The organism is Psychrobacter sp. DWR1-2-3 (assembly GCF_049896465.1).
Classification (GTDB): Bacteria; Pseudomonadota; Gammaproteobacteria; order Pseudomonadales; family Moraxellaceae; genus Psychrobacter; species Psychrobacter maritimus.
Map to the genome: position 1 here is coordinate 406,469 of NZ_JAFCUJ010000001.1, position 24,452 is coordinate 430,920.

22 protein-coding genes are annotated in these 24,452 nt (G+C 42.6%); 11 read left to right on the top strand and 11 right to left on the bottom strand.

What is annotated here, in order from left to right:
* Window positions 1–216: 216 nt before the first annotated feature.
* Window positions 217–2,415 (bottom strand): malate synthase G, encoded by a 2,199-nt coding sequence (locus ACP7AA_RS01595; protein WP_426222435.1) that lies wholly within the window; start codon window positions 2,413–2,415, stop codon window positions 217–219.
* A 714-nt stretch (window positions 2,416–3,129) separates the two neighbouring features.
* Here ACP7AA_RS01595 and ACP7AA_RS01600 point away from each other — a divergent pair.
* A complete protein-coding gene (locus tag ACP7AA_RS01600; protein ID WP_426222436.1) occupies window positions 3,130–3,843 on the top strand; it encodes a tRNA-(ms[2]io[6]A)-hydroxylase in 714 nt (237 codons plus the stop codon).
* Window positions 3,844–4,026: 183 nt separating this feature from the next.
* Here the strand turns inward: ACP7AA_RS01600 and ACP7AA_RS01605 are convergent, their stop codons facing one another.
* The 6 genes from ACP7AA_RS01605 to mtgA form a co-directional block, all read right to left on the bottom strand.
* Window positions 4,027–4,263, bottom strand: coding sequence for a hypothetical protein (locus ACP7AA_RS01605; protein ID WP_426222437.1), 237 nt, complete (start codon window positions 4,261–4,263; stop codon window positions 4,027–4,029).
* A gap of 129 nt (window positions 4,264–4,392) precedes the next feature.
* Window positions 4,393–4,767, bottom strand: a complete 375-nt coding sequence (locus ACP7AA_RS01610) for a hypothetical protein (protein WP_426222438.1) — start codon at window positions 4,765–4,767, stop codon at window positions 4,393–4,395.
* 123 nt (window positions 4,768–4,890) lie between these two features.
* Entirely contained in the window at window positions 4,891–5,148 is a 258-nt protein-coding gene (locus tag ACP7AA_RS01615; RefSeq protein WP_426222439.1) for a hypothetical protein, read from the bottom strand.
* 130 nt (window positions 5,149–5,278) lie between these two features.
* Complete coding sequence (locus ACP7AA_RS01620; RefSeq protein ID WP_426222440.1) at window positions 5,279–5,449, bottom strand: hypothetical protein; 171 nt, start codon at window positions 5,447–5,449, stop codon at window positions 5,279–5,281.
* Between the two features lie 345 nt (window positions 5,450–5,794).
* A complete protein-coding gene (gene ppk1, locus ACP7AA_RS01625; protein ID WP_426222441.1) occupies window positions 5,795–8,089 on the bottom strand; it encodes a polyphosphate kinase 1 in 2,295 nt (764 codons plus the stop codon).
* A 170-nt stretch (window positions 8,090–8,259) separates the two neighbouring features.
* Complete coding sequence (gene mtgA, locus ACP7AA_RS01630) at window positions 8,260–8,946, bottom strand: monofunctional biosynthetic peptidoglycan transglycosylase (RefSeq protein ID WP_201563101.1); 687 nt, start codon at window positions 8,944–8,946, stop codon at window positions 8,260–8,262.
* A gap of 464 nt (window positions 8,947–9,410) precedes the next feature.
* Here mtgA and ACP7AA_RS01635 point away from each other — a divergent pair, with 464 nt between their 5' ends.
* The 4 genes from ACP7AA_RS01635 (at window position 9,411) to ACP7AA_RS01650 (ending at window position 13,155) form a co-directional block, all read left to right on the top strand.
* Window positions 9,411–9,734: a glutaredoxin family protein gene (locus ACP7AA_RS01635; RefSeq protein ID WP_426222442.1), complete on the top strand. Its 324-nt coding sequence runs from the start codon at window positions 9,411–9,413 to the stop codon at window positions 9,732–9,734.
* A gap of 80 nt (window positions 9,735–9,814) precedes the next feature.
* Window positions 9,815–11,002, top strand: a complete 1,188-nt coding sequence (locus tag ACP7AA_RS01640) for an alpha-hydroxy acid oxidase (RefSeq protein WP_191692416.1) — start codon at window positions 9,815–9,817, stop codon at window positions 11,000–11,002.
* Window positions 11,003–11,267: 265 nt separating this feature from the next.
* Complete coding sequence (locus tag ACP7AA_RS01645; RefSeq protein WP_426222443.1) at window positions 11,268–12,266, top strand: rhomboid family intramembrane serine protease; 999 nt, start codon at window positions 11,268–11,270, stop codon at window positions 12,264–12,266.
* A 76-nt stretch (window positions 12,267–12,342) separates the two neighbouring features.
* Entirely contained in the window at window positions 12,343–13,155 is an 813-nt protein-coding gene (locus ACP7AA_RS01650; protein ID WP_426222444.1) for a MipA/OmpV family protein, read from the top strand.
* Between the two features lie 148 nt (window positions 13,156–13,303).
* Here the strand turns inward: ACP7AA_RS01650 and ACP7AA_RS01655 are convergent, their stop codons facing one another.
* The 3 genes from ACP7AA_RS01655 to fumC form a co-directional block, all read right to left on the bottom strand.
* The gene (locus tag ACP7AA_RS01655; RefSeq protein WP_426222445.1) at window positions 13,304–13,999 is read right to left on the bottom strand and encodes a hypothetical protein; all 696 of its coding nucleotides are present in this window, start codon (window positions 13,997–13,999) and stop codon (window positions 13,304–13,306) included.
* Between the two features lie 285 nt (window positions 14,000–14,284).
* Window positions 14,285–14,716: a DUF7606 domain-containing protein gene (locus ACP7AA_RS01660; protein WP_426222446.1), complete on the bottom strand. Its 432-nt coding sequence runs from the start codon at window positions 14,714–14,716 to the stop codon at window positions 14,285–14,287.
* Between the two features lie 423 nt (window positions 14,717–15,139).
* Window positions 15,140–16,543 (bottom strand): class II fumarate hydratase, encoded by a 1,404-nt coding sequence (gene fumC, locus ACP7AA_RS01665; RefSeq protein ID WP_426222447.1) that lies wholly within the window; start codon window positions 16,541–16,543, stop codon window positions 15,140–15,142.
* A gap of 141 nt (window positions 16,544–16,684) precedes the next feature.
* On the opposite strand from fumC, the gene ACP7AA_RS01670 reads away from it, so the two are divergent.
* A complete protein-coding gene (locus ACP7AA_RS01670; protein ID WP_426222448.1) occupies window positions 16,685–17,407 on the top strand; it encodes a 5-formyltetrahydrofolate cyclo-ligase in 723 nt (240 codons plus the stop codon).
* Window positions 17,404–17,661 (top strand): hypothetical protein, encoded by a 258-nt coding sequence (locus ACP7AA_RS01675; RefSeq protein ID WP_426222449.1) that lies wholly within the window; start codon window positions 17,404–17,406, stop codon window positions 17,659–17,661. Before ACP7AA_RS01670 ends, ACP7AA_RS01675 begins: the two co-directional genes overlap by 4 nt.
* Window positions 17,662–17,801: 140 nt before the next feature.
* Here ACP7AA_RS01675 and ACP7AA_RS01680 read toward each other — a convergent pair whose 3' ends face one another.
* A complete protein-coding gene (locus ACP7AA_RS01680; protein ID WP_426222450.1) occupies window positions 17,802–19,163 on the bottom strand; it encodes a Na+/H+ antiporter family protein in 1,362 nt (453 codons plus the stop codon).
* Window positions 19,164–19,677: 514 nt separating this feature from the next.
* Here ACP7AA_RS01680 and lon point away from each other — a divergent pair.
* The 4 genes from lon (at window position 19,678) to ACP7AA_RS01700 (ending at window position 24,344) form a co-directional block, all read left to right on the top strand.
* Entirely contained in the window at window positions 19,678–22,113 is a 2,436-nt protein-coding gene (lon, locus tag ACP7AA_RS01685; protein WP_426222630.1) for an endopeptidase La, read from the top strand.
* Window positions 22,114–22,256: 143 nt separating this feature from the next.
* Window positions 22,257–23,279, top strand: coding sequence for an META domain-containing protein (locus ACP7AA_RS01690; RefSeq protein ID WP_426222451.1), 1,023 nt, complete (start codon window positions 22,257–22,259; stop codon window positions 23,277–23,279).
* Between the two features lie 123 nt (window positions 23,280–23,402).
* Complete coding sequence (locus ACP7AA_RS01695; RefSeq protein ID WP_426222452.1) at window positions 23,403–23,615, top strand: hypothetical protein; 213 nt, start codon at window positions 23,403–23,405, stop codon at window positions 23,613–23,615.
* A 171-nt stretch (window positions 23,616–23,786) separates the two neighbouring features.
* Entirely contained in the window at window positions 23,787–24,344 is a 558-nt protein-coding gene (locus tag ACP7AA_RS01700) for a superoxide dismutase family protein (RefSeq protein WP_183620600.1), read from the top strand.
* The last annotated feature ends 108 nt before the right edge of the window (window positions 24,345–24,452 follow it).

Genomic DNA, 24,452 nt, shown 5'->3' on the forward strand with positions numbered 1-24,452 from the left:
TTAATTAGGGACAAAAAAACACCCCTACTCGTCATGGACGAATAGAGGTGTTATTGAGAAATATCAGTAATAAGAATATAAACTATATTTAATATGCTTATTAAAGACAAAACGTTAGCAGGCTACTTATACATAAATAAATAGCCTTAAAGCAAAGCCCCTTAATAATAACTAACGCTAGTTATATTATTTAATTAACAATATGGCTCGATTAATTTAGCAGTTGGCTTTTAAGTCAAGGCGTGCTTGATGTAGCAATGGTTCAGTGTAACCACTTGGCTGCTCGCGACCTTTAAACACCAAATCACAAGCCGCTTTAAAGGCATACGAGTTATCGAAGTCAGTTGCCATGGGCTGATAGCCATTATCGTCAGCATTTTGCTCATCGACGACCTTTGCCATGCGCTTCATGGTATCCATTACTTGTTGCTCACTGATGACCCCATGATGCAGCCAGTTAGCGATATGCTGGCTTGAGATACGCAGTGTCGCACGGTCTTCCATTAGACCCACATCATTAATATCAGGTACTTTAGAGCAACCAACACCTTGGTTTACCCAGCGTACGACATAACCTAAGATGCCTTGAGCATTATTATCAAGCTCTTGCTGCTTCTCTTCTTCCGTCCAGTTGGTGTTTTTTGCCAATGGAATGGTCAAGATGTCATCTAAGCTGGCACGCTCACGTGATTTTAGGTTGTCTTGCACCTCAGCGACATTCACTTGATGATAATGCATGCTGTGTAAGGTGGCACCCGTTGGTGATGGTACCCACGCTGTGCTAGCGCCCGCTTGTGGATGAGCGGCTTTGGTTTCCATCATCTCTTTCATCTCATCAGGCTTCGCCCACATGCCTTTACCAATTTGAGCGTGACCTTGTAGACCCGTCTCTAAACCGATATCAACGTTCCACTGCTCATAAGCTGGCTGCCATGCTTCTGACTTCATATCGCCTTTACGTACGAAAGGTCCGGCGTTCATGCTGGTATGCATCTCATCACCGGTACGGTCTAAGAAACCGGTATTAATAAAGATAACGCGCTCTTTGGCTTGGCGAATCGCTTCTTTTAGGTTGACCGTCATACGGCGCTCTTCGTCCATGATACCGATTTTAAGGGTATTACGTTCTAAGCCCAATAAGTCTTCTGAGGCATTAAACAAGTCGTTCGCCATTTTGACTTCTTCAGGACCATGCATTTTTGGTTTAACGATATACATCGAACCTTTACGCGAGTTTGATAGCTGGCTGTTACCTTTTAAATCATTTAAAGACAATAGCGGTGTAATCAAACCATCCATCAAGCCTTCAAAAATCTCTTCTTGACCATTACCCAAATCGACTAAAATCGCAGGGTTTTGCATCAAATGGCCAACGTTACGGATTAGCAATAATGAGCGACCTGGTAAGGTAAGGGTGCCACCAGCTGGCGTAGTATATTCGCGATCTGGGTTTTGTTTACGTGTACGGGTTTTGCCGCCTTTTTCAAAGGTTTCTTGCAAATCGCCATTCATCAAACCAAACCAGTTGCGATAGACTTCAACTTTTTCTTCAGCATCGACCGCAGCGATTGAATCTTCACAATCTTGAATTGCTGTAATGGCTGATTCTAGTAGCACGTCTTTAATATTGGCTGGATCGTCTTTACCAACTGGATGGCTGCCATCGATTTGAATTTCAGCGTGTAAGTTATTATTCTTTAATAAGATACCGGTTGGGCTTGCTGCATCACCGACAAAACCTGCAAATTGAGCAGCATTTTTTAGCTCAGTGCTGCTATCACCTTGCAGCACTTCAAGCTTGCCATCGACAACTTTAAAACCAGTTGCATCGTTGTGTGAACCTGATGCTAACGCAAAGTTTTCATCTAAGAATTTTTTGGCATATGCCACGACAGCTGCGCCGCGAGTTGGGTTGTAGCCACCTTTTGCTTCTTGACCATTTTCATCGCTGATCACATCTGTGCCATATAAGGCGTCATACAAGCTGCCCCAACGAGCGTTGGTCGCGTTCAATGCGTAGCGCGCGTTACGTACGGGTACGACCAACTGCGGTCCTGCGATATGGGCAATCTCGTCGTCGACGTTTTGGGTGCTGACTTTGAAATCTTCGCCTTCTGGTAACAGATAGCCAATTTCTTGCAAAAACGCTTTATAAGTAGGATAGTCAATGTCGCCGTCTTTGGCAGGATTGTCTAGATGCCATTGATCAATCTGGGCTTGGATTTTGTCACGGGTCGCAAGCAGCGCTTTATTACGCGGCGTAAACTCCTTAATGACCTTTTCAAAACCTGACCAATAACTGTCTGAATCCACACCGACTTTCGGCAGCACTTCGTTTTCAATAAAATCGAACATCTGCTTATCGATGGCAAGAATGCCCTTTTGAATACGATTGGCGTTAGAAGACTGGCTCATATTGTTATCCTTATCTGTTCGTGAAGTGTGTTAATCCCGGGTTACTACTATCGCAGTTAAGATCTAAGTTGCTACTATTTAGACCAGCTTTGAGCAAATACTAAGGCGATAACCCTTACTTTTTGCGCTAGCATGGATAGTTGATATAATGCTGAGTATCAACTACTCACTAGCAATCAATAGTAAGACAGAATGTCCCAAAAGCAAAATCTCATCCTACTATCAAATAATGAAATAAACAAGGAAACATCATTCAGCAAGTAAATACTTAGGCTGTAGATAAATGATACCCTATAAGACGTATGGCTTTAGATGCTATAAACGCCTTGTTTAAGCACAATGATGGAAACGATGGATAAACTGTAAGTAATCATTACCATAGTAACTTATGCTTAACGGTTATCTATTAAGCTAAGGCGTTTAAAAGTATCAAACACGTCAAATGATCCATTATGCCAGATGCTATTAAAGGTATTTGCCGTTATATAGTCAGTTCAATATAAAAAAGGCAGGTTAAAAATAGCCTGCTGCTGGGATAAATTTTTCTTGCTTGCTGTGCTCTTCACTCTTTTCGATGCTTCGCAAAATTTATCCCAACAGCCATGTATTCTTTTTAAGTTGAATCGACTATAGCAGACTTATTTATTTTCAGACCTTTTTATCATTATTCAATAAATGCTGTTTTACAACTACTCAATAAAGCCCAATAAAACTATGACTATCAATACACAAAACCTTGCAACTTTAACCCAAGAAAATGGCGCTCAAGAAGAAAATAATCAAGAAGACAGCGTCGATATTGCGCAATTACGAACGCCTATAAAGGTAGACTTATCCCCTATTTATGAGTTTTTGGGTGCGCGAACCACACAAGCGTGGGTAAATGCCGCCATTGCTGACTTGCCATTAATCATTCAAGACCATGCCAATTGTGAAAAAAAAGCAGCTGGTACAGCAATGAACTTATTATTTCGCTATGAGTTTTCTTATGATTTACAACGTAAATTGGCGCAGTTGATACGCGAGGAGATGCTGCATTATGAGCAAGTACTCGGCATCATGAATGAGCGCGGGCAAGCGTGGAGATATCTAAGTGCCGGACGTTATGCTAAAGGTATGTTGAAACATAAGCGTACCTACGAGCCAGCAGCGATGATAGATGTATTGATTATCGGGGCGTTTATTGAAGCGCGTTCTTGTGAGCGTTTTGCTGCATTGGCTGAAGTCATCAACGATGAGCGTTTGGCGAAATATTATCGCTACTTGCTTAAATCAGAAAGCCGTCATTTTGAAGATTATTTGGCATTGGCGCAGTCATTGTCAGAGGATAATATCGACGAGCGCGTGGCATTTTTTAAAGCGGTAGAAGCGGAGCTGGTATCGAGCCCAGATACTGAGCTGCGTTTTCATAGCGGTGAACCGGTTTAGCTATAGAATCTGTGCCATATCTTAATGGCTAGGATTTTAACCATTCTAAAAGGCGGTTTAAAAAGAAAAAGGTACAACAATTAGTCGATATGAGTATCGGCTAATTGTTGCACCTTTTGGCTTTATACTTCTTCACTTCACACTGTCTAAGTGTCTACTTTCTTAGCATACTGTCTAAAACTGTTATTTATCGCTCTCCATTAAAGCGCTGTCGTATTCTTTATGACTTTTTCCGACATGATGCGGATCATGGTCATCCGTTAACCTTGCTGCTTCTGCTGGATTGGCTGTTTGCAATGCATCATCAGCAACAATCCCATTATTGTCATTGTCATCGGCATCTTTAAGCGGCATATTATCTTTTGAATGAGCCGTTTTTAAATTACTCGTTTCTGCATCCCTATCATCTGGCATATTCATGGCAATTCCTTTTCTAACGTTGTTAGCATCACTATTATATAAAGTAGTATATAAACTGCTATCTAAACGAAAAACAATGTGCACATTAACGTCTAGCGCCTCATTAAATTAATGCTGAAAATATAAGTGTTAAAAATCTTTTTCATCAGGATTTAGCACGCGAGTTTGAGCATTGTCAACGTTGGCATAGCGGTTTAAGTCATTGATACCTGCACTTTTAGCCGCATCACCAACCATCGTATGCTCATTGATACCTTCGTCAAAGGCATTGCCCTCTTGGTCACGGCGATCTGGCTGACGTGCAGGATTGTCATTATCGTTGACGTGCTCTGAATTAATCACGCCTTCTTTAAAGGTATCTGTCCCTTTATTTTCAGTAATGCTATTGTCAATTTCAGTATGAGCATTATCTGTATGATTATTAGTACGATTAACATCAGCGTCGTCTAGACGCGTTTTGGTTAAAGCGGGATCTTTGGTTTGCATATCTTCATTTTGCATCATGCTATCCTTATCATGTGTAATTATTATCATCTTCTGATCATATTGGATTATTGCGGTTATCGTTATTATTATTGGTCATTGAATTTCTAATATTGCTTACTTATTTGTAAATTAAACAACGGCTTAACGCGGTTCATTACCTTTTTTCGATAAATCATAAGCGTTTAAATCCGCGACATTTTTGCCGCCTGCTGGTAAGTCCTCTTCTTTACGAGGGTCGGAATATATCTCGTCCGTTTCCTGTGATTCCTGCTGTGGTCCATCGATATTAGGCTCGTGTTTACGACCTTCATAACTGTCTTGGGCATTGTCTGGATGTAAGGCTGCTGGATCACGAACGGGTACCGCTTCTTCATGGTTTGGATGGGTATTAGTTGGCATGGCGCGTCCCTCGCATTTATGGTTTAGAGCATTATTTATTTTTTATGCAGTAATAAATATGCTCATTGCTACTAATTTCTTTGTGGCACTGGTTGCTTTTTTAGATAAATTAAAATTAGTTAAATTAAAATCACTTATCAGTACGCAAATCATCATCAATAAAAGAAGTCTGTTCTTCTGTACTCAATTCTTCCGGCACATCGACTTGTTTATTGTCGGCTAGGTTTTTTTCGATTTGCTGACTATCGGCTTGCTCTGCTGCTTTTTTAATATCTGAGGTATCATTTTTAGTATTGCTCATGATTCATTCCTATTTTTTATAATTGAGGTATCAGTAATAAAGCCTGTATCAATTATAGGAAGAATTCTCAATCGCTAACCAGTGCACTGCGGTATCAATGTGTGAATAAATGTGAGGTTACCAGACAGTTTGTAACGCATGTTTCATCTTTATACTTATCATCATTCTCAATAGAGATTATTAACACGAAAAAGCCAAGCGTAGGCTAAATCCACGCTTGGCTTTAATTTAGAATATTTTAATTGGGAATATTAAAGGTGAATACTATCTAGGTTCATCCAAGATAGCAGTAAGCAACGCTAATAAAAGCAGATTAACTAAAAACTGACTATTAAAGCCATTTCGCTAAACTGACTCGCCAACGCGGTTGATAACCTTTAGTAAATAATCTTGCGCGATATGCGGCAGCTCACCTGCAGCAGGTTCAATCTGCTGCCAAACGCCATTACCGTCAAGTGTCCACGCTTGCACATTGTCTTTCAGGTAGTTTAATAACCCATCTTCATAAATCTGTTTAAAGAGCTTCTTATCTTCAATGGGAAATGCCACCTCGACGCGATGGAACAAGTTGCGATCCATCCAATCGGCACTGCCGCAATATAAACGCTCGTCCCCATCGTTATGGAAATAATAAATGCGCGTATGCTCCAAAAAACGCCCGATAACAGAACGCACAGTGATATTTTCAGACAACCCTTTTACTTGTGGGCGCAAGCAACACATTGAGCGCAAAATTAGCTCAATTTTAACCCCTGCTTGTGACGCATCATATAATTTATCAATCAGGCGACGTTCGGTCAGCGCATTAACCTTAACCATGATATGAGCGCGCTTGCCTGCTTTCGCATGGGCAATTTCATCATCGATAAAGCTCATTAGCTTTTCATGCAAGGTAAAGGGTGCATGCAGGAGCTTTTTCAAATTGGCAGGTTTGCCCATCCCCGTCAGCTCTTGGAAAATTTTATGTACGTCTTCTGAGATATCGGGGTCGGCACTAAATAAACCATAATCGGTATAAACTTTGGCATTGGCCGCGTGATAGTTACCAGTACCTAGATGCACATAACGACGGATTTTATCGTCTTCACGGCGAATGATAAGCATCAGTTTGGCATGGGTTTTGTAGCCAACAATACCGTAAACCACCACCGCGCCAGCTTCTTGCAAATAATTGGCAACCGCGATATTAGACGCCTCATCAAAGCGGGCGCGTAACTCAATCACTGCCGTGACTTCTTTACCATGACGCGCTGCTGCCGCTAGGGCTTTGACGATTTCTGAATTGGTACCTGAACGATATAGCGTTTGCTTAATGGCCAAGACTTTTGGGTCGCTTGCCGCTTGCCACAACAGATTGATAATCGGTGAAAAGGCATGGAATGGATGATGAACCAAGACATCGCCTTTACGCATCGCCGCAAACATGCTGGTCGCTTTATCGAGCTTATCGACTTCACGGCGAAATGGTTTGGGTACGACATAAGTAAACGGCTGATAACGCAGTGCTGGAATATTAAAATCAAACAGCAGCCGCGTTAGGTTCACCGGTCCATTGACGCGGTATAATTGATTGTCATGCAGCTCAAACTCATTGAGCAGATAATCACTAATGGGCGTTGGACAATCGGTGGTGACTTCTAAGCGCACCTTGTCACCAAAGCGGCGATTTTCAAGCTCGCCTTCTAATGCTTTGGCAATATCATCAACATCGTCTGCCAAATCCAAATCAGCATTGCGCGTCAGTCTAAACTGATGGCAACCCGTGACATTCATCCCAGGGAATAGCTCACCAATATGCTCATGAATCACGGCTGATAGCATCACATGATGCTCTTTACCACCTGTCAGCTCATCAGGCAGACGAATCACGCGCGGCAAACTGCGCGGCGCTGGCACAATCGCCAAATTGATATCGCGACCAAAGGCATCTTTGCCTTCCAAGGTAGCGATAAAGTTTAGGCTTTTATTTACCAAGCGTGGAAATGGATGCGCCGGATCAATACTGATAGGCGTCAAGACCGGTGATACTTGCTCGGTGAAATAACGCTTCATCCATGCCGATTGCTCGCTATTTAACTCGTCCCGTTTTAAGTAGCGGATATCTTCTTTGGCAAGTGCTGGCAGGATATCTTCATTTAAAATACGGTATTGCTCAGCGATGGCAGCGTGAGTGATAACGGATATCTCTTCTAATACTTCGCTTGGGCGCATACCGTGGACACTGGTCGATACATCACCCAGATTGAGCTTTTGCATGATACCGGCGACGCGAATCTCAAAGAACTCATCGATGTTGGATGAAAAAATAATTAAGAAAAATAAACGCTCTAATAAAGGATGACGCGGACTGGCTGCCTGCGCTAAAACCCGCAAATGAAACTGTAATAATGACAGGTCGCGATTGATATAGCTGCTCGGCGAATAGCTGCCATCTTCTGAACGTTGCCAATCAATGTCAGTCAAGCTCTCAGTTAAGACCTCAGTTAAACTGTTAGTCACACTATCGGTTAAACCATCAGTCGAATTGTCACTCACTTTATTGTCACTCACTTCAATAAAGCTTGGGCTTACTTCATTGTCATTTTTTATACTCATATCAACACTGTCATTAACTTCATGCTTATTATCTATCTCTGCCATCTTCCCACTCCTTTAGCGTTATCGACACGCCATCATCTTTTATTTTTATACTCAAACACGGTTCAGAAGTTTTTATACTAATTTTTTTAGAGCGGCTAATTTCATATCCTATAACATAGCACAATTAGTCTTACCGCCATTTGAAATCACTAACAGTTTAAGCGAGCAATTTAAGCCGATTGTGGCAAGACGGCATTTTTCATCCGTTTTTTAATGATACGTTGTTTGTTACGCAACCGTTTGTCGCTTTGATGACTTTCATAGTATTTCGGATTGGTCAGCATGGCGATGAGTAAAGCAGATTCGTCACGGTTTAGGTTGGCAGCTGATTTATCAAAATAATGATGGGCGGCGGCATCGATACCGTAAATGCCATTGCCAAACTCCGCCACGTTGAGATAAGCGGTCAAAATGCGCTGCTTATCCCACAAAGTTTCTATCATGACAGTGATAATCGCTTCCTCAGCTTTACGGCTATAAGAGCGATGCGAAGTGAGAAATAAGTTTTTAGCCAATTGCTGGGTGATCGTTGAGCCACCCGCTGACATTTTGCCAGTTTCTTCGTTCTTTTTCTGTGCCGCCTTAATGCCTTTCATATCAAAGCCATTATGCTGGCTAAACGTCGAATCCTCACTGACAATCGCCGCTTGTTTGGCAGATTTGGCAATGGCGTCATACTCAGCCCACGTCTGGGTGACCGTGCCGCCCGTTAAACGATGGGTCAGCATAAACATACTGTTATTAATCGGCTGAGTCTTCCAAATCAACAGTAACCCTGCGACCAATATATGGAATGCCACGACCAACAACATGAATGCCAATAATAAACGTTTGATAAATTTGCCAAAACTTGTCATGCGTGCGATATCCGAGTGGTGAAAAAATAGTCATATAAAAAGCGGCTGTCTATAAATGGCGCGCTATAAACGGCAAGCTATCAATAAGATGCTAATAATGCGCAATGATAAATAGCAGGTCATCTTACCTAATCTCACAATCGCTGTCATTATTTACGCCATTTCTTTATCATGTAAATATTGCCAAGTGATATGAATAATTTTTCTTAAAAGACTTAAGATAAATACTTAGCATTACGCCAATCTCAACTTATCGTAGGCTTTTGATTTTTATAGAATTTAAAATTTTAATTGTTTTAACTGAAATTTTAAAAACTAAGTAAACCAATACCTTAGAAAAATAAGTTGAGAGTGGGGTTTAGCATTAGACATTATTAGCGCTAGACATTATAAACAGACGTGAGAAGCAAATATCTTAAAAGGTAGCAACTATCAAAAATAGAAATCAGTATAAGAGTAAAAATATGGATAATGATAATGGCAATTATAATACGATGCTACGGGCACGTATGATTGCCACCAACCCCAATCTTGGTACGGCTGAAAATCAGGATAAATGGTGGCTACTCGGCACCTCTGGCTGCCACCTTTGTGACATTGCTGAGCAGTTGCTCACCCAATTTCAAGCGGTGCAGCCGATAAGCTATCAGTATGTTGATATTGCTGATTTTGATGAGTCAATGATGATGGAGTTTGCTACCACGATTCCTGTGATATTGACGCCATCAAAACGCTTGAATTATCCGTTTTCAGTGTTGGATTTGCAGCAATTATTAGTAGCGTCATAAAGCACTTTTTATAAAGCAGTCTTTATAAAACAGCCAGCATAAGAGCGCTATTATAAAACAATCATAATAATGAGAAACCTATGAAAGATTTAAAGAAAATAACGGAAATTGAGGATTTGCGCCGTGTTGCCGAGCGTAAAGTACCGAGGATGTTTTATGATTACGTCGATTCGGGCTCATGGACTGAGACCACTTATCGCAACAATGAAACCGACTTTGACCGTATTAAATTGCGCCAAAGGGTTCTGGTGAATATGGAAGGGCGCTCGCTTGCCACTGACATGCTGGGCTCAAAAGTCAAAATGCCCGTTGCTATCGCACCAACTGGCTTTACCGGTATGATGTGGGCGGATGGTGAGATTCACGCCGCACGCGCAGCGGAGAAATTTGGCGTGCCCTTCTCGCTTTCGACTATGAGTATCTGCTCTATCGAAGATGTCGCGGAAAATACCAGTGCGCCGTTTTGGTTTCAGCTATATGTGATGCGCGACCAAGAGTTTATGGCAAACCTGATTCGCCGCGCTAAGGCGGCCAATTGTTCCGCGCTTATCTTAACCGCGGATTTACAAGTCCTCGGACAGCGCCATAAAGATATCAAAAACGGTCTATCCGCGCCGCCAAAGCCTACCCTTGGCAATATATTGAATCTCATGACCAAGCCACAATGGTGCATGAATATGCTCGGCACCAAACGTCATAGCTTTGGCAATATCGTCGGTCATGCCAAAAACGTCGAGGATATCTCATCGCTCTCGGCATGGACAGCCGAACAATTTGACCCGGCGCTAAGCTGGGATGATGTCGCGCGCATTAAAGATATGTGGGGCGGCAAGCTGATTATAAAAGGTATCATGGAACCTGAAGACGCCATCATGGCTGCTCGTAGCGGTGCCGATGCATTGGTCGTCTCAAACCATGGCGGCCGTCAGCTCGATGGGGCGCTGTCTTCCATTGCCGCGCTTGCTGATATCGTGCAAGCGGTACGAGCAGAAAATAGCAATATTGAGATTTGGCTCGATAGTGGTATTCGCTCTGGTCAAGATGTACTCAAAGCACTAGCTGTAGGCGCTACTGGTACAATGATTGGTCGCGCATTTTTATATGGGCTTGGCGCTTATGGCGAAGATGGCGTGCGCCGTGCGCTAGAGCTTATTTATAACGAGTGTGATATCAGCATGGCGTTTTGCGGTCATACCGATATCAATCAAGTGACGGATGACATTTTGGTCAAAGGCACTTATGAGAACCTTAAAACTCATGCTTATTAAAAAGCTAGTCCTTATTAAAAAACCCAACTTTATTAAATATTGATATATTCAGTTCGATGTAAAAAGGATATGCTTAAAATAGCGTGCTGCTAGAATAAATTTTCCTTGCTTGCTGTGTGCTTCGCACTCCAGAGGCTTCGAAAAATTTATTCTAGCAACCCTATATCGTTTTGAAGTTGAATCGACTATAACCCACTTATGGGTGACACGCCCTAACCCTAGCCTTTATACTCTACTCATCACTTTTTATTGATAGTTTGCGTTTATGACCATTCAACAATTATTAAAAACCGCGCCCGTCACCACTTTGCTATTAGTCAGCTTTATCGGGCTATTTATCATGCAGGTGCTGAGCGGCGTCGATGCCAATAATCCATCGACTGAAGCATTGCTAAAATGGGGTGCCAATGCCTTGCCTTATACCATGGACAGTGAACCATGGCGCTTGGCAAGTAGTGCGTTTTTGCATATCGGTCTGATGCATTTATTGTTTAATGGTTTTGCCATGTATTTTTTTGGGCAAATCGCCGAGCCGATGTTTGGCTCAGCGAAGTTTTTGGCGTTATTTTTACTGGCGGCAATCGGTGGCAACCTACTGAACAACCATATTACGTGGCAAGGTATCTTAGATGGCACTGGACAACCGGGCATATCTGCGGGCGCGTCTGGCGGTATCATGGGTATCGGTGCCGCGCTATTGATAGCTGCGCTGTTTAAAATATCAGTCAATGGTATGGTGCTCAATCTGAAAAGCCTAATCATTATTATGGGCATCAATTTGGTATATGGCTTTGCCGTACCGGGGATTGATAATGCCGGTCATATTGGTGGCGCGATAACAGGATTGGTGATTGCATTGGCGTTTGCCATTGCCTACCGTCAGCGGTTGGCTGCTACGCTACAGCATGTACCTAGCGCACCTCAAGACATTTATCAAACGACGTATATCAATTCTCCCGTAAGTAGCGATACTGACTTTTCCACCCCCACTTCTACCCACGCTTCTCGCTTTGATAATGAGGGTAATTTTAATAATAACAGCAGTTTTAATCACGACTCTGCTGTAAACTTACCTATAAATGTGAATGCTAATCACGCAAGCCTTAATCACAGCAAAATTAACGAACAACAAACAGCGACCAAATCGACGCTTATTTGGCAATTGCTACCGTGGCTGGTCATGCTGCTAATCAGTATTGGTTTTATATGGTGGTGGCAAGATATTCATCAGCAAATATTACAAGTGCTAGCAGCCATTGAGTAAAGTGCCAGACTTATTTATTATTCTATTTATCGACTCTGTTTCTATCATTTATCCCACCCACTTATGAGAGCAAACCATGTTTAAATCATCAGCGCTATCGAAACCGTTGACGCGCACTGTCCTTAGCGCATTTACCGCCACGGCCCTATTTAGTGTCGCCAGCATCTCTAATGCCGCACTGTTTAAAAACAACTTACCGACTGATAAAGATGCCATTTTAAGTGTCGGCGTCAACGTCATGGCGGTCAAGTCGGCTTATGATTTGGAAGACAGCACCGACATAAAAGTATTGCCGGGTGTATTTTATGATAACAACAGAATCTATGCACGCGGTGCGCAAGCGGGTGCTTATATCATCAATGATGGCACCAATCAGCTAGCCGCTTATGCTCAGCTCGATGGCAGTGAATTCGATCCTGATGATGCGACTGGCGCGCTGCAAGGTCTGGATAAACGTAAGGCTTCAGCTGCTGCCGGTCTATCGTATCTGCGTCGTACGCCTGTGGGCGGCTTCCGCCTGCAAGTCGCGACTGACGTTTTAGATAATAGTGGCGGCAATACGGCGCGCTTGACTTACCTTGCCAAAATCACTAAAGATAAGCTGACGGTCTATCCAAGCATTGGCTTTGAATATCATGATGCTGACTACAATAACTATTATTATGGCGTTAGTGAGCAAGAGTCAGCGAAGACAGGCGTCGCTGCTTATGAGTCAAATAATAGCTTAAACCCTTATATCAATATTAGCGCTAATTATGATTTTAATGAGCGCTGGGCAGGATTTGCCAATCAAAGCTTAAGCTATCTGCCAAATGAGCAATATGACAGTCCAATGGTTGACTCGCGTACTGATGCAACAACGACGCTAGGATTACTTTATAAATTTTAGTTAAGCAGGTATATGCAATAAAAAAAGACCTTGTCGCGTTGTGTGACAAGGTCTTTTTTTATCTCTACTTTAATTGTAGGGTGCGCCTAGCGCACCGATAGTATAGCTATTTCTTAAAAATGGTGCGTGGGACGCACCCTACATTACTTTAAGAAAGCTCCATGTTTGTTGATCTTTTCAGAAGTTCTAAGATATCTGGACGTTCTTTGAGAAGGACTTCATTTGCCATTTCTTGAATGAATGGAGCTACCCAGTATTGACTATTTTCAGGTGGGGACATACCAAGGTTCAGATGGTCTAAATAATCAGAAGACACCATATAGTGTTCATTAATCGTCAAAATGTATGCAATATTAAGTATAAATACATCTCGAATATCGTTTCGTAACTGCTCAAGATGCTGAAAACGCTCTTTTAAATATACTCTGCCATCGTTGAGCAGTATCAAGGCAAAAAAATTGTAGTGCATATTATCATTACAACGATCCCGAATATCTTCATAGCGCCTGTCTAAATCAATTAACTCATTAATTTTGGATAAAGATGAAGAGTTATTTAGATATTTTGCCATCTTAGACATTCTTGGTAACGGTTTTTTTCCATGAAGCCAATTGTTGATCTCAGTAACATAAAAATCTGCTATTCCTGAGTTTTGATTGATATATAAGTTTGTATATGCATTAATCATGACTGAATCATAATACTTTCTTAATAATGCATAGGCATCATTTAAATTACCATTCTTTAAAACTAAATTTATAGACTCCAGAGTACTTCTCATTGACATATAAACATAGGTATCCATATTGGCTACTGCTGTTGTACCTTTAGTTGCAAAGCTCATAACAGAATTCGACAAGGACTCATAAAAGTTGACGTAATAATTAAGTTCTTCAAATATTGTATGGTTAGTATATTTGGTATCAGTCGAATTCATAGTCTAATGCTCTATAGATTTGGTAGTTTATTATCTTTTAATAAGGTTTTTTATATCATAACTTAAAAACATAGATGAAATCGTTGGGTATCACAGGCTCTACCCTTAAATCTAAAAAATGAAAAAAAAGACCTTGTCGCGTTACGTGACAAGGTCTTTTTAAACTCTCTAAATCTATCAGGCTGCTAAAAATTAGCCTTTAAGCTTTTTGACAGATTTAACATTACAGCCTTTATAGATGATTTCACTGCTGGCATCTTGGATATTAGCCGATGATTTATGATAATTATTTAAACGCAGTGCGCCAGTCATAACACTAAAGTTTTCTTCATCACCAAACACGGTATCAACCATGTCAGAACGACCTAAGTTAATGGGTAAAAATCTTTTTTTGCCATTCAGATTGGCTTCTGCAAAAGTCGGTAGGTTTTGCTTGTTAAAACCATAAGTCACGCTAACTTTCTTGTTGTTTTGGCAAGTATAGTTGACCTGTCTGTGTTTAACAGCGCTATCATAGCTCTCGCTTGGTTCCATTACTTTGTTCGAGTAGGCCATGGCAGAACCAGAACCCAACATTGATATCAAAATACCAGCTGATGATAAAGCGGCAGTTAATTTTTTCATAAAATCACCTCAATGATATAATTAGAATCGTCATAGATAAGAGAAATATGGACGTTAGCGGCGAACTATTTTTAGTTGGTCTGATTGTTCGCTCTTATTGTCTTTGTCGTAATTTATAACTGTTATTCACGAACTCTTACCTATGCGCTCATTATAAGAAAAATTTTTGTTGATGCTGTTATAACTATTGGTTTGCTTGTTGTCTGAGCGTAAGACATTGTTTCTCTCGATGTATGTGCTTCAACTGATAGATAAAAAAAAGACCCTGCACATTCCTCTATAAAGGATGGCAAGGTCTTTTTAAATAACTTACTTCTTAGTGGAACAAATATGACACTGCTACAATGAAGACGGGCAAAAATTGTAACTATCGTAAATTAAACGATGTCTGAAATCGTAGCAGGTCGTTATTTATTTTACGAATTAAGAAGGATGCACCATATCAGCAGGCGTTACCCACTCATCAAACTGAGCTTCAGTTAACAGTTCTAACTCAACGGCAACTTGCTTCAAAGTTTTGTTTTCTTTATAAGCGGTCTTAGCGATTTTTGCTGCGTTTTCATAACCAACATGACGGTTCAATGCGGTGACTAGCATTAATGAGTTATGCAAAAAGTCATCGATTTTGTCTTTGACTGGCTCGATACCAACGGCACAGTTTTCATTAAAGCTGTTGCACGCATCACCCAATAGCTTGATAGATTGCAATAAGTTAAAGGCAATCACTGGCTTATAAACGTTAAGCTCAAAGTTACCTGACGCGCCAGCCATGCTGATAGTAACATCGTTACCCATCACTTGCGCGACAACCATGGTCATTGCTTCTGACTGGGTTGGGTTTACTTTACCCGGCATGATAGATGAGCCTGGCTCATTTTCAGGAATCGTCAACTCGCCTAGACCACAACGAGGACCTGATGCCAACCAACGGACGTCGTTAGCGATTTTATTTAAGCTGCCAGCTAGGGTTTTTAGTGCGCCAGAAGCAAATACTTCAGCATCACGAGCGGCTAGCGCTTCAAATTTATTTGGTGAGGTGACAAACGGCAGACCAGTCAAGGTTGATAACTGCTCAGCTGCTTTTACCGCATAATCAGGGTGAGCGTTTAGACCTGTACCAACCGCAGTGCCGCCTAGTGGCAATTCATATAGACCTTGTAGCGCGTTATCGATACGAGTCAATGAATGGTCAAGTTGGCTCACATAACCGCTGAATTCTTGACCTAGGGTCAAAGGTGTGGCGTCTTGCAGATGCGTACGACCGATTTTGACGATGCTATCAAATTCTTTGGCTTTGGCGTCTAGTGTATCGCGCAATGCTTTTACCGCTGGAATCAGTAAGCTATTGATTTCACGAGCAGCAGCAACGCGAATCGCGGTTGGGAAACTGTCGTTAGTAGATTGCGCATGGTTAACATGGTCATTTGGGTGAATTGGCGTGTAGCTACCGCGCGCGTTCCCTGCGATTTCGTTAGCACGGTTGGCCAATACTTCGTTCATGTTCATGTTTGACTGCGTACCAGAACCCGTCTGCCATACAACTAATGGGAACTGATCCGTTAGACCACCGTTGATGACTTCGTCAGCAGCTTGGACGATTAAGTCGCGCTTATCGCCTTCGATACGCTCAAGGCTCGCATTGGTAATCGCAGCGGCTTTTTTCACTAGCGCCATTGCTTCAATCATCGGACGTGGCAAGGTCTCGCCACCGATTTTAAAGTTCTCACGGCTACGCTGAGTTTGCGCACCCCAATAAGCGTCAGCTGGGACTTCCACGTTGCCCATGGTATCTTTTTCGGTACGAGTTGCCTGATTCTGTGTCGACATAACTACCCTCTTTGATGGTTTGTTGTATAGCTGCTTTGAAAAAAGTGCAACACACGCTGCACATAAAGGAAAATACGCTGTAAAGTGGCGTTATGATAGCATGACTTATCACAAATTTCTCCAAGTCCGTGAGGCTAACTGATGTCTAAAAACACGAGCCAACAACATTCTGCTACTGCATTATCTGATTCTTTATCTCAGTTCGCGACTGATGACGCTCGCTCTAAAAAGGATGTCAAAATTGCTAACAGCTTAAGCAATCCGCCTAGACGACAATTTACCCGCCAGCGTCGGCAATTAACGGCTGGCGAACGTAGACATTACGCGCGCCTGGCAAGCTTGCATTTAATCAAGTTGCAACAGCGCTTACCTCCGCGTGCGCGTATTGGCTTATATTATGATGGCTTTGGTGAGCTACCCACTCAGCCACTGTTGGACTGGTGTCAACGCTTAGGCTATTTACCTTATCTGCCTGTGGTTGGTTCGCTCGGTCGTACTAGAAATGGTAATGATGATAAACGTCTGCGCTTTGTGCCTATTTATCAGTCGAAACTGCTGAATATACCGACGCGCATTCATAGCTTAGGGATGAAACAAAACCATCACCGCCGATTGCTTTGGGCGCGTGAGTTAGATGTGATTATCTGTCCACTCGTGGCGGTTGATAAAAATGGTAATCGTATGGGGATGGGTGGTGGCTTTTATGACACGACACTTGGTAAAAGCCATCAGGCAGGGTTAAAAAAACCATTGAAAATTGGTTGGTGTTACGACTTTCAAGTGGTAGAGCAATTAGAACGTCAACCATGGGATGTACCATTAGATGGCATAATTACGCCAAGTGGCTTGAGGTGGTTTCGATGAAAAATGACAAACAAGCGATGGATGCTAACTCTAGCGCTGATAATGTTGAGGAATATTTGCAAACATTGGGAAATGATGATGCTAGGGAGATGCTCTACTACAGTCAAGAACAAGCCTTTAGCTCTGATGAGCTATCGAGCGTAATCAATGAAGCGCGTTTAAATGAGTTGCTGGCGCAGAGTGATAAGTTTTTAAAAAGCTTGAATGGTGAAATTGGAGATTTTGATGAGGATAATACTGATAGTGGCGAATGAATAATATCGAGCAATTTGTAGGGTGTGCCCTACGCAACTGAGAAAAATATAAATTAAGCTTTTATAAAAAATCAAAAAAGGCGAATGATTTTATAATCATTCGCCTTTTTTATATCTATTGTCAAAGTTTAGATTATGAATTAAAGCACCATCGCCGCAATCCAACCAAACACCAATAACGGAATATTGTAATGGATAAAGGTCGGCACCACACTGTCTTTGATATGGTCATGCTGACCGTCAACGTTTAGACCAGAGGTTGGTCCAAGCGTTGAGTCTGACGCTGGCGAACCGGCATCACCAAGCGCGCCAGCTGTACCAATAATCGCAACGGTTGCTAAAGGTGAGAACCCTAAAGAGATACATAGTGGTACATAAATCGCCGCCAAAATAGGAATAGTCGAAAAAGACGAACCAATACCCATGGTTACGATCAAGCCAATCAATAGCATAATAAATGCGGCCATCGCTTTATTACCCGCAAACAAAGACGCTGCACCATCAACCAACGGCTGAATCTGTTCGGTCGCTTTCATCACTTCGGCAAAGCCTTGGGCGGTAATCATAATAAAGCCAATCATCGCCATCAGCTTAATACCGTCATTAAAGACCGTATCGGCATCACGCCATTTAACCACGCCCGTTGCCATAAAGACGCCAAAACCAAACATTGAGCCTAGCAATAATGAATCAGTATAAAGCTGTACGACAAAAGCGGTGACGATAGCAATCAGCGCGACGATGGTTTTAAGCTTACTTTGCGTTTGTGCGCCGGCTGCGGTTTTGCTTAAAGCATCTTTTTCTACTACCGCATCGCGAGCTTGTTTATCGATTGCCAACTGCTGATACTGGCGCGGCTTACGATAGCTGATAAATACTGCCACTAGCAAACCAACGAGCATGCCAAGTGCTGGAATCGCCATGGCTTTGGTGACCGAAATATTCGATACATCAATACCGGCTTCACCGACGTTTTTTAGCATGATTTGATTGAGATAAATATCGCCAAAGCCATAAGGGATAAACATATAAGTGGTCACAAGACCAAAAGTAATCAGACAGGCAATCAGGCGTCTATCAATGTGCATGCGATTAAAGGCGAGCAATAAAGGCGGTACAAGCAATGGAATAAAAGCGATATGAATCGGGATTAAGTTTTGGCTAAAGCAGCTCATGGTAACCAGACCGGCAAACAGCATGTATTTAATCATGCCACTAGTGCCACCGGCATCAATGCGCTTGATGACCGCCCCTGCCAATGACTGCGGCAAGCCCGAATGCGCAATCGCTACCGCAAAAGCACCCAATAAGGCATAAGACAGCGCGATTTGCGCGCCATTACGGATACCTTCTTGAAAAGCATTTAAGGTATCGGTCATACCAAGACCCGCAATCAGCCCACCTGCCAGCGCCCCGATTAATAAACTGAGTACCACGTGTACCCGCGCTAAAGACAGCCCTAGCATGATGACTACCGCTAGTAGCACCGCATTGATGGTCATATTCTCGCCCCTTACCCTATGTTTTGTGGCCCGCTATTGACACGCTATTGTCACATTGCCGACCTATTTATTTCGCCCTAGCGTTTTAACTCACACGTTAATCCATATAGTTGCTATTTGAACGGAGCGGTTAAGACGCGCGTCATTTTACCTGATTTTAGCCATAAAGCCCACGCGCAAAACCTAGCAGACATCAGCGACAATGCAAATAAAGGCGCAATATTCTCCTTGCGGTTGGTCATATAGCCTTGCAATTTCATTTAGCAGCACCATTTATCTAAACATGAACCACTAACTTGACTTTACAAGTCTGGTGAACGAGGAAGAATATATGAGTGAACATAAAATTGCCCAAGACAATATCGACATCGATGTCGACGTTTCATCTAACGTTTCTGATGATAATGCGCTAAATACTTCATCTGACGATATGTTGGAAAACGAGTCGGCGTCTGAAACGGTTAAAAATGAAACTGTCGAAGACAATGAGAGTAAAGACAGCGATTCTGAAGACATTAAAGCTAAAGATGCTGAAGAAAACTATCTACCGCTACTGGCATTGCGCGATGTGGTTGTTTATCCGCATATGCAGATTGCCTTGTTTGTCGGTCGTGCGCCCTCGGTAAAAGCCGTGGAATTGGCACAAGCCGAATATGGTAATAAAGTATTGGTCGTGGCGCAAAAAGACTCGCTGACCGAAGATATTGATCAAGACAACTTGTATCAGTACGGAACTGTGTGCCGCATCGTCAGCACCATGCCGCATGATAGCGACGAGAATTGCATCAAAGTATTAATTGAAGGTCAATACCGCGCGCGCGTCAATAACATTGAAAATCATGACGAGCTATTGATGGCAAGCTTTGACCGTGCTGACCTCGATGTCAGTATGGATGAGAGCCAGCAAAAAAACACCATCCAAGCCTTAACGACTTTGTTTGAAGGCTATGCCGACGCCCGTCTACGTAATGCTCGTGAGCTAACTCGCGTGGCCAAACGCATCGATGATTTGCTTGAACTGGTCTATTTCATCTCAACCCGCGTGTCGATGGATTTGGATATTAAGCAGTCGTTTTTAGAAGAAGACGATATCAAAACCCATATCAATACCTTGACCGAGTACTTAGTTAAGCAAAGCGCTGAGCAAAATATCGAGCAAGATATCCAAGATGCGGTTCGTCAGCAAATGGAAGACAATCAGCGCGAGTACTTTTTAAACGAGAAGATGAAAGCCATTAAAAATGAGCTGTCAGATATGAATGACGGTGCATTCGATGGTGAAGACGACGTGGCTGAGCTTGAACAGCGCCTAGAAGATGCTGACTTGCCAGAAGATGTGCGCAAAAAAGCAGAGCAAGAGCTGAAGAAACTCAAAATGATGCCACCTGCATCGAGTGAATCGTCAGTGGTGCGCAACTATATTGAATGGATTTTGGATACGCCGTGGAATGCGACGACCAAAGTTTCGATTAATTTAGAAAAAGCTAAAACGGTATTAGACGAAGACCATTATGGTTTACAAGATGTCAAAGACCGCATCTTAGAATACCTCGCTGTACAGTCGCGGGTGAAAAAACTGCGCGGTCCGATTCTTTGTTTAGTTGGTCCTCCGGGTGTTGGTAAAACCTCATTAGGTGAATCGATTGCGCGTGCAACGGGTCGTAAGTTTGTACGTATGGCGCTTGGCGGCGTCCGTGATGAAGCGGAAATCCGTGGTCATCGCCGTACTTATATCGGCGCGATGCCGGGTAAAATTGTGCAGTCATTGGCTAAAGTCGAAGTTAAAAACCCGCTATTTTTATTAGATGAAATCGATAAAATGGCGCAAGACTTCCGCGGCGATCCAGCGTCAGCCTTGCTTGAAGTGCTCGATCCATCACAGAACGATACCTTTAACGACCATTATTTAGATATGGACTTAGATTTATCGCAAGTGATGTTTATCTGTACCGCCAACAGCATGGATATCCCGCCTGCCCTGCTTGACCGTATGGAAGTCATTCGTCTACCGGGTTATACCGAAGAAGAAAAGGTCAATATTGCGCAGAAATATCTTGTGCCAAAAGCGATTAAAAACAACGGTCTCAAAGAAGGTGAAATTGAGATTGTAGAAGCGGCATTGCATAGTATCGTGCGTAGCTATACCCGTGAAGCCGGTGTGCGTAACCTTGAGCGTGAAGTCAATAAAATCTGCCGTAAAGTCGTTCGCGGTTCGGTTGAAACCCATGGCGCACGTGCTCCGAAGAAAGCAGAACGTCAGCTAATCGTGGTCGATGACAAAAACATCGATGACTATCTAGGCGTCCATCAGTACGATTATGGTCTAGCAGAAGAAGAGCCTGAGATTGGTCGTATTACGGGTCTTGCTTGGACACAAGTCGGTGGCGAGCTATTAACCATCGAAGCGGTGGCGATGAAAGGTAAAGGCGAGCTAAGCTTTACCGGTTCACTCGGCGATGTCATGAAAGAGTCGATTCGTGCAGCAATGAGCGTGGTCCGTGCTCGCGGTGATAGCTTAGGGATTGATTACGAGACCTTTAAAACCACTGACGTCCACGTGCATATGCCAGAAGGTGCGACCCCGAAAGATGGTCCATCGGCTGGTGGTGCGCTTACCACAGCGCTAGTCTCTGCCTTGACTGGTATTGCGATTCGTCCAGATATTGCAATGACAGGCGAGATTACTTTACGCGGTAAAATCCTACGCATCGGTGGTCTAAAAGAGAAGCTACTTGCTGCGCATCGCGGTGGTATCAAGCATGTGTTGATTCCAGCGACCAACGAGCGTGACTTGGCCGATATCCCTGATAACGTCAAAGCTGGTCTGACTATTCAGCCAGTGGCAACGATTGATGAGATATTAAAAGTGGCGTTGGTCAGTATGCCAGTGCCACTAAAACCTGCCAAAGTGACGGTTGATAAAACCTCAAGCAAAGCGCTGCATAACTAATCTGATTCGTTACTAATCCAGTCTTACAAATTAAAGAGCCGCTCATCGTCATGATGGGCGGCTTTTTTTGGTAATAATAAAAAACAATCTAGTTAAGACCCTGTGCTATATTTTAGACAAATGTTTATTTGGTAATAGCCATAATGTTAAACCACCTGATTTTAAACCGCTTAACTCTATCCTTATTGCTCGCTATCTCTTTTCCGGTAGCGTTAGTAGGTTGCCAGTCCACACCTATTAAAAGCCCTCAACAAACGGATACAGTAGATAATACAACCGTCAACACCATCTACCCTACTGACAAGGCTGTCATAAGTGAAGCGCAAGTAATGCAATGGGTAGCTCATTATGACTGGCAATTGGCACAAGTAATTAATCAAAACGGTAACATAGTCGATATCGAAAATTTCGCACCGATTACCTTAGCAATAGAACCCAGTGCAGTCAGATTTTATCAAGGTTGCGAGCAATATATGCTGGATTTCTATGCGATGTCCGCGCCGCCTTATCCCTATTATTCTCATCTTGCTAAAGTACCCACAACTTGTCATAACGACACTAACTCTGATAATAAAACTGTGATTACAGAGGATAATAGTATTCAATCGTTATTTGTTAAGTACGCACCTGTTAGGCTTAATTTTGAGTTATTGCCAACTTCGCATTTAACATCAGAATCAGCGCCAGTCGCCATACAAGCTGCCCCTAAACGTTTGGCACTTAATATCGAAAACGGTAATCGCCTAATTTTTATAGGTTCGCCTAAAGCATTAGCAGCTCCCACTGGATTGCCCATTACTAACGAGTTATTGGAGCGCTACGATTGGCAGCTGGTCAGCGCCGTCAGTAATACTTATGATGCAAAAGGGGAATTAACCAGAAAATCTTTGGGCAATTTTTATCACCCCGATCACCCTATTTCAGCGAGCTTTGAGAGTTGGCCTAACAATCAATACGCATCCTTTAGCTCAGGCTGTAACGGCTCACGCGCGCCCTATTTTTTACTCAATGATAATACTTTCAAAGTCGGCACCATCATCAGCACTGTAATGGGCTGCGGTGAGACAGGCAATCGCATTGAAAGCGCTTTGTTTGATTTGATGCGTGATAGCAGCAGTCAGCTAATGATAATACTTTCAAAGTCGGCACCATCATCAGCACTGTAATGGGCTGCGGTGAGACAGGCAATCGCATTGAAAGCGCTTTGTTTGATTTGATGCGTGATAGCAGCAGTCAGCTAATGCGCTAATGATAATACTTTCAAAGTCGGCACCATCATCAGCACTGTAATGGGCTGCGGTGAGACAGGCAATCGCATTGAAAGCGCTTTGTTTGATTTGATGCGTGATAGCAGCAGTCAGCTAATGCTAAGTTTGCAGCCTTCACAACCGATATCGCCAACAGCAGACAATCAAACTGATATGCCTCGTTATAATTTATTGCAAACGATGGCAACAGGCGAAACCTTAGTATGGCAAAACGAAGTAAAGAAAATACCGTAAACAACTTTCAAACCCATACGATACTTACATTTATTAACCGATTGTTGCGCATTTGATGAATAACTATATCTAACGCTTGGCTATACTGGTTGCGGTATTAGGCAATATTTGAATATCTTAACTAAAACTATAGAAACTCATCATAACGATTAAATATAAATGGAGATAATAATGAATAAGACGATGCTTGCAAGTGCCCTATTATGTGGTTCAGCGTTGGTAATGACGGGTTGCCAAACCGTCGAAGGACAAATGCAAACCGGCAATCCACTGAGCCAACCTGCGCTAAAATCTACTATCAATGCAGTCGCTGGTAATAAAAATGAAGTGGGTCAAGTATTCCTACGTCCAGTTGATGGCGGTGTACAAGTCTACGGTAAGCTCATGAACCTGCAACCAGGTAAAACAGTATCACTACACATCCATGAAACGGGTAGCTGTGCTGATATGGGTAAAGCGGCAGGTGGTCACTTTAACCCAGATAATAAACCGCACTCTAACCCTGATGATATGAATGGTCATGCGGGCGACTTGCCGAACTTAACCGCCAATGCTGATGGTGTTGCTACTATCAACTTTGTAAATAAGAAAATCTCCGCTGCTGATGCCGGTAAATATAGTGTTAACCGTCTAGCCTTTATCGTTCATAGTGGTGTTGACGACTATACTAGCCAGCCCGCCGGTAATGCAGGCGATCGCGTTGCTTGCGGTATCATCGAAAAGAACTAATCGTATTTAGCCAATAACTTTTAAAGCTTAATACTGTTAGTATCATTAAAATTGATAGCATAAAAAAACCTCTTAGATTATCTAAGAGGTTTTTTTATTTAAAGTGAT